Annotated in this window: 14 protein-coding genes; 8 read left to right on the forward strand and 6 right to left on the reverse strand. The window is 67.7% G+C overall.

Features of this window, described 5'->3' with window-relative positions; genetic code table 11:
- Nucleotides 1-13: 13 nt before the first annotated feature.
- Entirely contained in the window at nucleotides 14-637 is a 624-nt protein-coding gene (locus I0K15_RS17085) for a trimeric intracellular cation channel family protein (RefSeq protein ID WP_196102688.1), read from the reverse strand.
- Between the two features lie 132 nt (nucleotides 638-769).
- Here I0K15_RS17085 and I0K15_RS17090 point away from each other — a divergent pair, with 132 nt between their 5' ends.
- Both I0K15_RS17090 and I0K15_RS17095 read left to right on the forward strand, forming a co-directional pair.
- Nucleotides 770-1,189, forward strand: a complete 420-nt coding sequence (locus tag I0K15_RS17090; RefSeq protein ID WP_230374166.1) for a hypothetical protein — start codon at nucleotides 770-772, stop codon at nucleotides 1,187-1,189.
- A 193-nt stretch (nucleotides 1,190-1,382) separates the two neighbouring features.
- Nucleotides 1,383-1,640: a hypothetical protein gene (locus I0K15_RS17095; RefSeq protein ID WP_196102690.1), complete on the forward strand. Its 258-nt coding sequence runs from the start codon at nucleotides 1,383-1,385 to the stop codon at nucleotides 1,638-1,640.
- Between the two features lie 40 nt (nucleotides 1,641-1,680).
- Here the strand turns inward: I0K15_RS17095 and rnhA are convergent, their stop codons facing one another.
- The 4 genes from rnhA to I0K15_RS17115 form a co-directional block, all read right to left on the reverse strand.
- A complete protein-coding gene (gene rnhA, locus I0K15_RS17100; protein WP_196102691.1) occupies nucleotides 1,681-2,136 on the reverse strand; it encodes a ribonuclease HI in 456 nt (151 codons plus the stop codon).
- On the reverse strand, nucleotides 2,129-3,157 hold the full coding sequence (locus I0K15_RS17105) for a GFA family protein (RefSeq protein WP_196102692.1): 1,029 nt from the start codon (nucleotides 3,155-3,157) through the stop codon (nucleotides 2,129-2,131). Before I0K15_RS17105 ends, rnhA begins: the two co-directional genes overlap by 8 nt.
- A complete protein-coding gene (locus I0K15_RS17110; RefSeq protein ID WP_196102693.1) occupies nucleotides 3,154-3,609 on the reverse strand; it encodes a DUF3429 domain-containing protein in 456 nt (151 codons plus the stop codon). Before I0K15_RS17110 ends, I0K15_RS17105 begins: the two co-directional genes overlap by 4 nt.
- A 498-nt stretch (nucleotides 3,610-4,107) precedes the next feature.
- Nucleotides 4,108-4,716 carry a LysE family translocator gene (locus tag I0K15_RS17115; protein ID WP_196102694.1) on the reverse strand — a complete coding sequence of 203 codons (609 nt, stop codon included), beginning with the start codon at nucleotides 4,714-4,716 and terminating at the stop codon, nucleotides 4,108-4,110.
- A gap of 122 nt (nucleotides 4,717-4,838) precedes the next feature.
- On the opposite strand from I0K15_RS17115, the gene I0K15_RS17120 reads away from it, so the two are divergent.
- The 5 genes from I0K15_RS17120 (at nucleotide 4,839) to I0K15_RS17140 (ending at nucleotide 10,002) form a co-directional block, all read left to right on the forward strand.
- Nucleotides 4,839-5,783, forward strand: coding sequence for a copper chaperone (locus I0K15_RS17120; protein ID WP_196102695.1), 945 nt, complete (start codon nucleotides 4,839-4,841; stop codon nucleotides 5,781-5,783).
- A 9-nt stretch (nucleotides 5,784-5,792) separates the two neighbouring features.
- The gene (locus I0K15_RS17125; RefSeq protein WP_196102696.1) at nucleotides 5,793-6,413 is read left to right on the forward strand and encodes a DUF1326 domain-containing protein; all 621 of its coding nucleotides are present in this window, start codon (nucleotides 5,793-5,795) and stop codon (nucleotides 6,411-6,413) included.
- Nucleotides 6,414-6,503: 90 nt separating this feature from the next.
- Nucleotides 6,504-7,496, forward strand: coding sequence for an acryloyl-CoA reductase (gene acuI, locus I0K15_RS17130; protein WP_196102697.1), 993 nt, complete (start codon nucleotides 6,504-6,506; stop codon nucleotides 7,494-7,496).
- 274 nt (nucleotides 7,497-7,770) lie between these two features.
- On the forward strand, nucleotides 7,771-8,253 hold the full coding sequence (locus I0K15_RS17135; protein WP_196102698.1) for a MarR family transcriptional regulator: 483 nt from the start codon (nucleotides 7,771-7,773) through the stop codon (nucleotides 8,251-8,253).
- A gap of 126 nt (nucleotides 8,254-8,379) precedes the next feature.
- Nucleotides 8,380-10,002 (forward strand): BCCT family transporter, encoded by a 1,623-nt coding sequence (locus tag I0K15_RS17140; protein WP_196102699.1) that lies wholly within the window; start codon nucleotides 8,380-8,382, stop codon nucleotides 10,000-10,002.
- On the opposite strand, the gene I0K15_RS17145 is transcribed toward I0K15_RS17140, so the two are convergent.
- Nucleotides 9,999-10,331, reverse strand: a complete 333-nt coding sequence (locus I0K15_RS17145; RefSeq protein ID WP_196102700.1) for an antibiotic biosynthesis monooxygenase — start codon at nucleotides 10,329-10,331, stop codon at nucleotides 9,999-10,001. The genes I0K15_RS17140 and I0K15_RS17145 overlap by 4 nt on opposite strands.
- Before the next feature lie 133 nt (nucleotides 10,332-10,464).
- Here I0K15_RS17145 and I0K15_RS17150 point away from each other — a divergent pair, with 133 nt between their 5' ends.
- On the forward strand, nucleotides 10,465-11,868 hold the full coding sequence (locus I0K15_RS17150) for a cryptochrome/photolyase family protein (RefSeq protein ID WP_196102701.1): 1,404 nt from the start codon (nucleotides 10,465-10,467) through the stop codon (nucleotides 11,866-11,868).
- Nucleotides 11,869-11,870: the final 2 nt, after the last annotated feature.

Genomic DNA, 11,870 nt, shown 5'->3' on the forward strand with positions numbered 1-11,870 from the left:
CCCGCCGGAGGCGTCACCGGCGCGGCGGTCGCGCCTTGTAGACCGGCGCCTGCCAGCCGAGCGCGATGGACCCTGCCCGCAAGCCAAAGCAGGTGAGGCCGCAAGCGAGCGTCGCGAGGATCGCATCCCCGGTCAGCGCGAAGGCCGCCACATTCGCCCCAGCCCCGGTGAGCGCCGCCGTCGCGTAGAGGTCGCGGGCCTTCAGCACCAGCGGCACCTCGTTGCAGACCACATCGCGCGCCAGCCCGCCGAGTGTCGCCGTCACCACCCCCATCATCAGCAGCACCGGCCAGTCGAAGCCCATGCGCCGCGCGACCGCCACCCCCACCGGCACCGCGACGGCCATGGCGAGCGCGTCGAGCCAGATCAGGGTCTTCAACCGGCTTTCCAGAAGATGCGCGGTGAAGAACACCCCGACCGCGCCCACGCAAGCTACCGCGATGTAGCCCGGATCGGCGATCCAGAACACCGCGTCGCGGTTCAGGACAACGTCCCGCACGGTGCCGCCGCCCACCGCAGTGAGGCACGCCACGAACAGGAACCCCACGATGTCGAGCTGCGCCCGGCTCGCCGTCAGCGCGCCCGTGAGGGCGAAGACGAAGACCGCGACATAGTCGAGAAATTGGACGAGGGTCATAGGGTGGCTCCGGGCGTCACGGCGGGAGCCACAGCTTGACGCCTTTCCACGCCGCCGCAAGGGTTCGGGCTCAAGAGGCAGGGACCGCAGATGATTGGAAGACGAATCCGCCAGGGCTTTGCTGTGCTCGCGATGGCCACCGCCGGCTGGTTTCTCGCCTTCGCCATCTATGAGCGACAGGCGATGCTGAACCTCGTGCCGGAGATGCTGTCGGGCACGGGCATCACGCACACCATCGTCACGCGATCGGCGCCTTGGCCGATCCTATTCTCCGATGAAGAGGCGCAATGGCACCTCCGCTTGTCGTCCGATACGGCAACGGCCGAAGCTACCCGCGCCCTTGGCCTTCGGCCCGCCGACGCATCCGATACCGCCTTCTATCGCGGCGCGTTCGCGGGTTTTTTTCCGAGGGTCGACCCCACTCAGTTTGCGGACGCCGTGGTCTATCGCGGTGACCTGGCGCGCAGCGCGGGATGGGTCTGCACGCCTTACTGCGGGTCGGTCGCCGTGGTGACCGGACGAGACTTGTTCATGACGGCATACGCATTCTGACCTCCGCCAGTCGTGGCGTCCCGCACCGTCGGACCGAGACCTGATCCAGGGCGGGCCAAAGCAAAAGTGTCACTTGATTTCGCCTTTAGGTTGTGTGACCCACGGCACGTCCCGATCCACGTCATCTCATTGGTTTCGGGGCATTTTTCAAAATGCACCGGGGGTCCCGGTGCATCTTCCACAGGAGACGATCATGATCCGTATGCTGGCTCTCGCCGCAGCAGCAACCATTGCGACCGCAGGATCCGCGCTGGCCTGCACGCCGGAGGAACTTCAGGAGAAGGCGACCCAGGCCGCCACCGCGCTGCAGACGATCGCGGCGTCCGATCCGCAGCGTGCCACCGAGCTCGCGACCGAGATGCAGCAGCAGGCCGTGGCCATGCAGACCGGCGCGTCGATGGAGGAGATCTGCGCGTTCTACGACACGGTTCTCGAAGAGGCGGGCGAGTAACGCCGGTCCGGGCGGGGCCGGCGTTGCGCGCCGCCCTGCCTCACTTCGTCTTGTAAGGGGCCATGCCGGCGCGGGCGAGTTCGTCGGCGCGTTCGTTTTCCGGGTGGCCGGCGTGGCCCTTCACCCATTCCCAGCTCACCTTGTGGCGTGCTTGAGCCGCGTCGAGGCGTTTCCAGAGGTCCTCGTTCTTCACGGGCTTCTTGGCCGCGGTCTTCCAGCCGTTGCGCTTCCAGCCGTGGATCCACTTCGTCAGTCCGTCCTTCACGTAGGCGGAGTCGGTGACGACCGTGATGTCGGCGGCGCGGCCCAGTGTCTCCAGCGCCGTGATCGCGGCCATCAGTTCCATGCGGTTGTTGGTGGTCTGCGCCTCGCCGCCCTTGAGCTCCCGCTCCTTGACGACCTTCCCGCGCTCCTTGGCCTGGAGCAGGACGCCCCAGCCGCCCGGCCCCGGATTGCCGGAGCATGCACCGTCGGTATAGGCGAAGAAGTCAGCCACGCAGGGCCTCCAGGTAGAGGTTCTCGGTCGGGCTGCCGTCGTAGTTCTTGCCCGCGCCGTGCTCAAGCGTGATGTCGCGGAAGCCCGCGGCGCGAACGAGAGCGCGCAGCTCCTCGGCATCGTAATAGGTGTAGAGCCGATCCTGCGGGTCGCGGCTGGAGCCGGTGCCCGCCTTCAGCCCCAGATAGAGCCGCCCGCCGGGCGCGAGGGCCGCAGAACACGCGCTCAGGTGGCGGGGCATCCGGTCGCGGGGCGCGTGGAGCAGGGAGAAGAAGGCCCAGATCGCATCCAGCGTCTCGAACTCGTTGAAATCGGTGAACTCCGCGATCTCAACGTCGATGCCGTGGCGGAGCTTGGCCTGCGCCGCGAGGCCCCGGCTGCCGTCCATCGCGCGCACGCGAAAACCGCGCTGGCCCATCTTGGCCGCCGCCCAGCCGGTGCCGCAGCCGAGATCGAGCACCCGCGCGCCGGGCGCGAGCTTGTCCAGGAAGGCGGCAAGGCGGGGCGGTTCCGCCTCCGGCTCCGACCAGTCGGCGTAATCGGCGGCGTGGGTGTCGTAGAAGGCGAGCGTCCGGCCCGAGCGCCACGCAGCCCAGCTGCGCCGCAGAGCGTCGTGGCTCGGCGGCTGGCCCTCCCATTGCGGGACGCCCTCGATCAGCTGCACCCAGGGCAAGCGGGAGGCGGTCCAGAGCTCGGCCTGCGGCTCCAGCCCGTGGCCGGGATCGAGCGTGCCGCCCTTTATCGAGACGTAGTCGGCGCCGCTGGCGGAGACATGCATGATCCGCACGCCGCAAACGGGGCAGAAGCGCCGGATGACCTCCTTCCCGCTCGCGGCCCGGCTGCGCCACTCGGCGAGCTCCCCGGTGATCTCGATATCGTCGAGGCGGACATAGAGCGAGAGGCCGAAGGCCGAGCCGCTCTGCTTCTGGCAGTCGGTGCAATGGCAGCGGGCGAAGCCCAGCGGCTCCCCCGTAATGCGGTAGCGCACCACGCCGCACTGGCAGCCTCCGGTCAGGCTCATGCGAAGGCTCCGATCAGGAGGCAGGCGCAGACGACGATGGTCAGCGGGATGCGCAAGCTCAGCCACCACCAGACCACGATGGTGCGCTTGGCGAACAGGCTGTCGATCAGCAGGAGTCCCGCGAAGGCGTAGGTGAGCAGGAGGCAGGAGGCTGCGGGATCGTTCGTGAGGCCGAAGAAGATGGCGAGCGGCGGTGTGACGCTGAGCCCCAGCTCCACCCACGACGGCTTGCGCCCGTGCCGCGAGGCGAAGCCCCAGAGGCAGCCCGCCATGAAGCTCAGGATGATCGTGCCGTAGCGCTCCAGCAGCAGGCGCCCGCCCTCGGGCTCGCTGATGAAGAAGCCGTAGAGCGGCACGGTGCCCGGCGGCAGAAGAACGAGTGCCGCACCGCCGAGGAACGGCAGCAACCCGGCGAAACCGAGGATCAGGGCAGGGGTCGGTATGTCACGCATCGTGCGCTCCGCTGGGTCTGCCCTTGGCTATATAGCGGCGGCGAGCGGAAACAAGCACTTGTCCGGCTTGGCGGGTGAATTGAGCCCCGAAACAGATGAGGCCGGAGCCCGCCCCCGCGGTGCTCCGGCCCCTGATCTGACCGGTCGGATCCACCCCTGGCTCCGCTCCGGTATCCGGTTGGGAGCCCACCCCTGGCCTCCCGTCCCGTGTCGGCGCCGCATCGGATCCCACCCGGATCCTGCTGGCCGCCATCTGGTCGAGAGCCCACCCCTGGTCTCTCTCCCGATCCTGTCGCGGTGCCGGAGGCCCACCCCTGGTGCCTCCTTCCGCTTCGGTTGCCGCCCGAACGTCCCCACGCCCGGGCGGCTCCCCCTCCTGGCGGTGCGGACCCCCATCCGCGTCCCGCCTGTCGAAAGAGCAACGGGGAACCCGAAAAAAGGTTGCGGAGGACGTATCTTCAATTCTCGCGAAGTTCCGGACGGGCGGATGGAACCCCGTCAGCGGGTCTCGCTCGCCAGACGCAGCGCCAGCCCGCCGAAGGCCGCGGCGAAGACCCGGCGCAGCCAGCGCATGGCCGCCGCGTTGCCGAGGATCTGGCTGCGCGCAGCTGCAGCGAAGACGGCATAGAGCGCGAAAACCGCCGCCGTCATCACCGTGAAGACGAGGCCGAGCAGCGCCATCTGCGCCGTCGCATTGCCCGCCGCCGGATCGACGAATTGCGGCAGGAAGGCGAGGAAGAAGATCGAGAGCTTGGGATTGAGCACGTTGATCAGCGCGCCCCGCACTGCGATCCGGACAAGCCCGCGCGGCGCCTCCGGCCCGTCACCCGCCGTCCCCGTCTCCTTCAGCGTCTTCCACGCCATCCACAGAAGGAAGATCACGCCCGCATACTTCACGAGCTGGAAGGCGACGGCACTCGCATGCAGGATCGCGGCGAGGCCCAATAAGGCGGCCGCAAGGTGCGGCACGATCCCGAAGGAGCAGCCGACGACCGCGGCGAGACCCGGGCTCAGGCCCCGGCCGAGCGAGACCGACAGGGTGTAGAGCACCCCGGTTCCCGGAGCGATCACGACGATCAGTGCCGTCAGCAGGAAGTCCACGCCCATTGGTCCACTCCTCATGTCGGGGATGCCGCAGCATGGCACGGATCAGCCGCCCTGTCAGCGCGCAGGTCGCGGTCGGCAAATTGGATTTGCGTTTCAAAGCTTGCAGGGCGATGTTCGGCGCGATGAGGACGGCAGTCAAAGATATCCTGCGCGACACCGACGGCCGGGCCGTGGTCCTGACGCGCGCGATCGCCTGGCTCGGCTTCTTCGCGGTGTGCCTGGGCTCCTGGTGGATGCTCTACCAGTCCGCGACATCCATGCAGATCGACCTCCTGGGCTTCCCGCGCATGCCGATGGACGGCATGGCGATGGAGGGGATGGCCGCGGGCGAGATGGCGGCCGGCACCATGTCCGAAACCGGGATGGCCTCGGCCAGCGCCATGATGGATAGCGGCATGTCCGGCAGCAGCATGACCGACGGTGCAATGACCGGCGACATGGCCTCCGGCGGCATGATGATGGACATGAGCAGCTTCGGCCCGCTCTTCGGTATGTGGTCGATCATGATGGCCGCGATGATGCTGCCGACCTTCGTGCCCACGGCCCGCGTCTTCACCGACCTGATCGAGGCGGGGCTGGCGCGGCCCATCGGCTTCGCCGGGTTCGTCTGGGGCTACTCCGCGATCTGGGTGGGCGTGGCCGCCCTCCTCGCCGCCGTGCAGGTGGCGCTGTTGCAGATCGGGCTGATCGGGGGCATGGGACAGAGCCTCTCGCCCTGGTTCTCCGCCGGGCTCCTGATCATCGCGGGGCTCTACCAGTTCACGGCGCTCAAGGACCGCTGCGCGTCCTATTGCCGGAACCCTATGACCCATATCCTCGCCGGGTTCCGCCCCGGCCTGCGCGGCGGCGCGCGGCTCGGCCTCGTGGTCGGGGTCTACTGCGCGGGCTGCTGCTGGGGCCTGATGGCGATCGGCTTTGCGGGCGGGATGATGAGCCTCCTGTGGATGGGGCTCGCGACGTTCCTGATGGTTCTGGAGAAACTGCCGGCGATCGGCGTCTGGTTGACGGCGCCCATCGGGATCGCCCTGATCGGACTGGGGCTCTGGGTCGGCCTCGCGGCCCTGTAGGGAGGACACATGCTCGACACCTTGCCCGAGTGGCACATCCGCGGGGAGCTCATCCTCAACTGCAACTGCACGGTCTTCTGCCCCTGCGTGGTGAGCCTCGGCGCCCACCCGCCCACCGAAGGCGCCTGCCACGCCTGGATCGGGGTGCGCATCGATGAGGGCGCGTATGCGGGCGAGGAGCTGTCGGGGCTCAACGTGGGCCTGATGCTCGACATCCCGGGCCGGATGGGCGAGGGCAACTGGAAGGTCGCCGCCTACATGGACGAGCGCTGCTCGGACGCGGCCTACGAGGGACTCCTCCAGATCTTCTCGGGTGCCGCGCGGGGCACCACCGGCCTCTTCACCATGCTGGTCAGTGAGATCATCGGGCATGAGCGCGCGCCCGTGGTGATCGAGAGCGAGGGCCGCAAGCGCCGCCTTATCGTCGGCAAGAAGATCCAGGGCGAGATCGAGGAGATCGCGGGCGCCGATGACGGCCCCGTCATGATCCGCAACTCCCAGTACTGGATGGGCCCCGACATCGCGGTGGCGCGCGGCACCAAGAGCCGGGTGCGCGACTACGGCCGGGTCTGGGACTTCGGCGGCCGCTCGGCGGAGATCGTGAAGATCGACTGGTCCGGCCCGAACTGAGCGGCGCGCGCGTCGTCTGCGGCGCGACGTGAGTATTTCCACGAATTCGAAAGCGGCCCGGCAAGGGGCGGCATCTTCAGGGAGACAGACATGAGCTTCAACGCGCTGGTCGTCCGCAAGGGCGATGACGGAAAGACCTCCGCCGCCGTCGAACAGGTGGAGCTCGACCAGCTTCCCGCGGGCGAGGTCGTGGTCGCCGTCGAGTACTCGACCGTGAACTACAAGGACGGGCTCTGCATCGGGCCGGGCGGCGGGCTGGTGCGGGACTATCCGCATGTGCCGGGCATCGACCTCGCCGGAACGGTGGAGAGCTCGGAGGACGACCGCTACAAACCCGGCGACAAGGTCGTGCTGACCGGCTGGCGCGTCGGTGAGAACCGCTGGGGCGGCTATGCGCAGAAGGCGCGCGTGAAGGCGGACCACCTCGTACCGTTGCCCGATGGCCTCACGACGCGGCAGGCGATGGCGGTGGGCACCGCCGGGTTCACCGCCATGCTGGCCGTGATGGCTCTGGAGGATCACGGGCTGGAGCCGTCGAAGGGCGAGGTGCTGGTCACGGGTGCCGCGGGCGGTGTCGGCTCGGTCGCCACGGCCATCCTCGCCAAGCGCGGCTACCAGGTCGCGGGCGTGACCGGGCGGCCCGAGACGGCGGACTACCTCAAGGATCTGGGGGCCACGAAGATCGTCGCACGCGAGGAGATCAACGAGACCGTCAAGCGTCCGCTGGAGGCCGAGACCTGGGCGGGCTGCGTCGATGCGGTGGGGGGCGCGATGCTCGCCCGCGTGCTCGGCCAGATGCAGTACGGGGCGAGCGTCGCCGCCGTGGGCCTCGCCGGCGGGGCAGGGCTGCCGGCCACGGTGATCCCGTTCCTGTTGCGCGGGGTGAACCTGCTCGGCATCGACAGCGTCATGCAGCCCTATGACAACCGCCTGCGGGCCTGGAAGCGGATCGCGGAGGATCTGCCGATGGACAAGCTCGAGGCGATGGTCCAGCCCGCGACGCTCGCCGACCTTCCGAAGCTGGGGGCCGATATCCTCGGCGGTCAGGTCCGGGGCCGCGTGGTCGTCGATACGAACGTCTAGCTTTCCGTAGGGTGAGATTAGTTGTACCGTAAAGCAATCCGGGCGGATCTTCGCCCGGATGCAAAGTGTTTCCGCGCATCTGTCGCTGTTGCCATTTTGCCAAGGTTTCGGCCGATAGCAGATACCGAGAGGTCCTAAGCTATGACGTCGCCTTCGCTTTTTCGGATTCTTCGTGACGTGGCGTCACCATCGAGACGAATTTTTTGCAAAAAGCATCACTCTGTCGCCGCGGGACCCTTTGACGAACGCATTTTGAAAGCTTCCTTATCAGGTCATGAACTCGCTCATTGATCGAGAGAGGTTCGCAGTGGGGGGCCCTGCGAACCTGATCGGCGCCGGGCGGGCGGTTCAGGCCGCTCTCGACGCCGTAGATGGATCGATCGCCCGCAGGCTGGGGCTCAACCGGCAGGATCTGCGGTGCATCAATCTCCTCGACACCGGACCTCTTACCGTACGCCAGATCGGTCGCAGGACCGGTCTTACCAGTGGTGCCGTCTCCGCGATGGTGGACCGGCTCGAGGCCGCGGGCTTCGTGCGACGAATGCGCCTGCAGCGCGACCGGCGCTCGGTCTCGGTCGAACTCGTCGCCGCCAAGCGGCTGGAGATTGCCCAGCTCTACGATCAGATGATCGAGGCGGTGGAGGCGCGCTTCGCCAGCATTCCCACGGTCCAGTGGGACATCGCCGCCGACGCGATGCTCGCCTTCGCCAGTGCCTGCCGGGTGGCTGAGACCGAGCTCGACAACGGCGAGGGCTGAGACTGCCGCCGGATCGGATGTCGTTTTCGGCATCCGATGCCGCGGATGTCGCGGCCTCGACATCGGCGTCTTCCGTGACACTTTCGAGACCGAAATGGTCAACACCGTCACGAGGAGCAGGATCCGATGGCAGATATATCGGCGGAACCGGACGTTCCGAATGAAATCGAGACCGATTACGAGATCGGTCAGGACAACATCACCACTCAGATCGGGCCGGTCGGCGTCGATATTCACAATCCGGTCTTTCTGATCTCCGGCCTGTCGATCGTCGCCTTCGTCTTCCTGACGCTCACCTTTCAGGAGGGCGCGGCGGAGATCTTCAACGGGATGCGCAACTGGCTGACGGCGACCTTCGACTGGTTCTTCCTGTCGGCGGCCAATCTCTTCGTCCTGTTCTGCCTCGCGCTCGTCGTGCTGCCCTGGGGCAATGTGCGCCTCGGCGGGCCGGATGCGACGCCGGACTTCTCCTATCCGGGCTGGTTCGCGATGCTGTTTGCCGCCGGTATGGGCATCGGGCTGATGTTCTACGGCGTCAGCGAGCCGATCAGCCACTTCTCGAGCGCCATGGGCGGCACAGCGGCCGAGGGCGGCGCGCGCACCGACTGGGCGCCGCTGGGTGCCGCGGCCGGCGATGCGGAGACGGCGACGTCCCTCGGCATGGCAGCGACCATCTTCCACTGGGGGCTGCACCCCTGGGCGATCTACGCGGTCGTGGCCCTCGCCCTCGCGCTCTTCTCCTACAACAAGGGGCTGCCGCTCACGATCCGCTCGGCCTTCTATCCCATCCTCGGCGACCGGGTCTGGGGCTGGTGGGGTCATATCATCGACACGCTGGCGGTCTTCGCCACGCTCTTCGGCCTCGCCACCTCGCTGGGCTTCGGGGCGGAGCAGGCCAATGCGGGGCTGGAGTTCCTGTTCGGCATCCCAAACGGCGACATGTCCAAGGTGCTGCTGATCCTCGCGATCACCGCCGTCGCCACCGTCTCGGTCCTCGCCGGCCTCGACGGCGGGGTGAAGCGATTGAGCGAGCTCAACATGGGCCTCGCCTTCCTGCTCCTGGTCTTCGTCTTCCTCGTGGGCTCGCCGATCTTCCTGCTCACGACCTTCGCGGACAGCCTGGTGAGCTACGTGAGTTACCTGCCCGCACTCTCCAACCCGTTCGGGCGGGAGGACGTGAACTTCTCGCAGGGCTGGACGGCGTTCTACTGGGCGTGGTGGATCTCCTGGTCGCCTTTCGTCGGCATGTTCATCGCGCGGGTGAGCCGCGGGCGTACGGTGCGGGAGTTCGTGATCTGCGTCCTCCTGATCCCCAGCATGGTCTGCGTGCTCTGGATGACCGTCTTCGGCGGCACCGCCATCGCGCAGGTGCAGGCGGGGATGACGGACGTGGCCGATGCAGCGCTGGAGCTCAGGCTCTTCGTCATGCTGTCCGAGCTGCCGCTGGCGGGCATCACCTCCTTCATCGGGATCGTGCTGGTGATCGTGTTCTTCGTCACCTCGTCGGACTCGGGCTCGCTGGTCATCGACACGATCACGGCCGGCGGCAAGGTCGACGCGCCGATGCCCCAACGGGTGTTCTGGTGTATCTTCGAGGGGCTCGTGGCCATCGCGCTGCTGCTGGGCGGCGGGCTCGCCTCGCTGCAGGCCATGGCGGTGTCCACCGGCTTTCCGTTCACCATCGTCCTCCTGGCACTGATGGTCGCGATCGCAATCGGCCTGCGGGATGAGCGGCGCGGCGTGTGTTAGAGTTGCCGACCATCCCGGGCGAGGCGCATCAGCGCCTCGTCCCATCCCGGCGGCGCGTCGGTCGTATAGCCGAGCACCCGGCCCGTGCCATGCCGCCGCCAGCCGCGCATCGCCCGCCGGTGCGCGGGACCGGCGAAGAAGCGGCGCATCGCCGCTGCATCCTCCCACACCGTCAGCGTGTGATGCGTCCGCCCGACCTGCCGCGCGTCGAAGGAGATCAGGCCCTCGCTCCGCCGCACGCTCGCGACACTGGCGAGCGTATGCCGCCAGAACCACGGCAGGTGCCACGGTCCCTTCAGCGTGAGCCCGGTGATCGAGACATGCGGCATCGCGGATCCTCCAGTTCTCCGCCTACGCTGCACCTTCCGGCCGGGATCAGTGCGACCACCGGCCGCCGCGTGTGATCCGAGCCCACATCGCCGCCGTAAGCGGTTTCGACACTTCAGACGGAGAGCGTTCCCGGTGCCTTCACCCACCATCCTCTGGCTTCGCCGCGACCTGCGCCTGTCCGACCACCCCGCCCTGGTGGCGGCGATCGGCCGGGGCGGGCCGGTCATCCCGGTCTTCATCCGGGACGGGCAGGTGGACGATATGGGCGCGGCACCCAAATGGCGCCTCGGCCTGTCGCTCGACGATCTCGCCAAGCGGTTCGAGGAGAAGGGCAGCCGGCTCATATTCCGCTCGGGTGAGGCGCTCGACGTCCTGCTGAAGCTGGTGGAGGAGACCGGGGCCACCGCCGTGCACTGGTCTCGCCTCTACGACAGCCGCTCCATCGACCGCGACAGCAAGGTGAAGTCGGCGCTCAAGGACACCGGCATCGAGGCGGTCAGCCACGAGGGCCACGTCCTGCACGAGCCCTGGACGGTCGAGACCGGCACCGGCGGCTTCTACAAGGTCTACACGCCCTACTGGAAGGCGGTGAAGGACCGCGACGTGCCCGAGCCTGAGGCGACGCCGTCCACCGTCCCCGCACCCGACACCTGGCCTTCATCGGAGACACTCGAGGCGTGGGCCCTCGGCACTTCGATGCGGAGGGGGGCGGATGTCGTGGCCCGTTACGTGAGTGTGGGGGAGGAGGCCGCCCGCGGGCGTCTCGGATCCTTCATGGGCCACGGCATCCACTCATATTCGGACGAACGCGACCGGCCCGACCATGACGGCACATCCCGGCTCAGCCAGCATCTCGCACTGGGCGAGATCGGCATCCGCACCGTCTGGCACGCGGCCTACCGGCAGTTGCATGACAAGGGCGGGGCAGGGCCCGAGACCTTCCTCAAGGAGCTGGTCTGGCGCGACTTCGCCTGGCATCTCATCCACCACACACCCCATATCCGCGACACCGCCTGGCGCGAGGAATGGGCCGAGTTCCCCTGGCAGAAGGACAATGCCGAGGCGACGAAGTGGAAGCGGGGCCTCACCGGCGAGCCCATCGTCGATGCAGGGATGCGCGAGCTCTACGTCACCGGCTACATGCACAACCGGGTGCGCATGATCGTCGCCTCCTACCTGACCAAGCACCTGATGACGAGCTGGCGCGTCGGCCATGACTGGTTCGAGGATTGCCTCGTCGATCACGACCCGGCCTCCAATGCGCTGGGCTGGCAGTGGTCCGCGGGCTCGGGCCCCGATGCCACGCCCTATTTCCGGGTCTTCAATCCGCAGACACAGGCGGAGAAGTTCGACCCGGACGGCGTCTACCGCAAGCGCTGGCTCGACGTGGATGCCAGCGACGAAGCGGCCGCTTTCTATGACGCCATTCCCGAAAGCTGGGGCCTCTCCCCGGACGACGCCTACCCCGAACGCATGATCGGACTGAAAGAGGGCCGCCAGCGAGCCCTCGACGCATACGAAGACTTCAAGAACTGAAC

The sequence above is a fragment of the Pontivivens ytuae genome (genome assembly GCF_015679265.1).
Lineage (GTDB): Bacteria > Pseudomonadota > Alphaproteobacteria > Rhodobacterales > Rhodobacteraceae > Pontivivens > Pontivivens ytuae.

Excerpts from the sequence above, each read along its gene's own strand:
- I0K15_RS17085 (WP_196102688.1), bottom strand. The coding sequence starts at position 637 with ATGACCCTCGTCCAATTTCTCGACTATGTCGCGGTCTTCGTCTTCGCC.
- I0K15_RS17090 (WP_230374166.1), top strand. The coding sequence starts at position 770 with ATGGCCACCGCCGGCTGGTTTCTCGCCTTCGCCATCTATGAGCGACAG.
- I0K15_RS17095 (WP_196102690.1), top strand. The coding sequence starts at position 1,383 with ATGATCCGTATGCTGGCTCTCGCCGCAGCAGCAACCATTGCGACCGCA.
- I0K15_RS17105 (WP_196102692.1), bottom strand. The coding sequence starts at position 3,157 with ATGAGCCTGACCGGAGGCTGCCAGTGCGGCGTGGTGCGCTACCGCATT.
- I0K15_RS17110 (WP_196102693.1), bottom strand. The coding sequence starts at position 3,609 with ATGCGTGACATACCGACCCCTGCCCTGATCCTCGGTTTCGCCGGGTTG.
- I0K15_RS17115 (WP_196102694.1), bottom strand. The coding sequence starts at position 4,716 with ATGGGCGTGGACTTCCTGCTGACGGCACTGATCGTCGTGATCGCTCCG.
- I0K15_RS17120 (WP_196102695.1), top strand. The coding sequence starts at position 4,839 with ATGAGGACGGCAGTCAAAGATATCCTGCGCGACACCGACGGCCGGGCC.
- I0K15_RS17125 (WP_196102696.1), top strand. The coding sequence starts at position 5,793 with ATGCTCGACACCTTGCCCGAGTGGCACATCCGCGGGGAGCTCATCCTC.
- acuI (WP_196102697.1), top strand. The coding sequence starts at position 6,504 with ATGAGCTTCAACGCGCTGGTCGTCCGCAAGGGCGATGACGGAAAGACC.
- I0K15_RS17135 (WP_196102698.1), top strand. The coding sequence starts at position 7,771 with ATGAACTCGCTCATTGATCGAGAGAGGTTCGCAGTGGGGGGCCCTGCG.
- I0K15_RS17140 (WP_196102699.1), top strand. The coding sequence starts at position 8,380 with ATGGCAGATATATCGGCGGAACCGGACGTTCCGAATGAAATCGAGACC.
- I0K15_RS17145 (WP_196102700.1), bottom strand. The coding sequence starts at position 10,331 with ATGCCGCATGTCTCGATCACCGGGCTCACGCTGAAGGGACCGTGGCAC.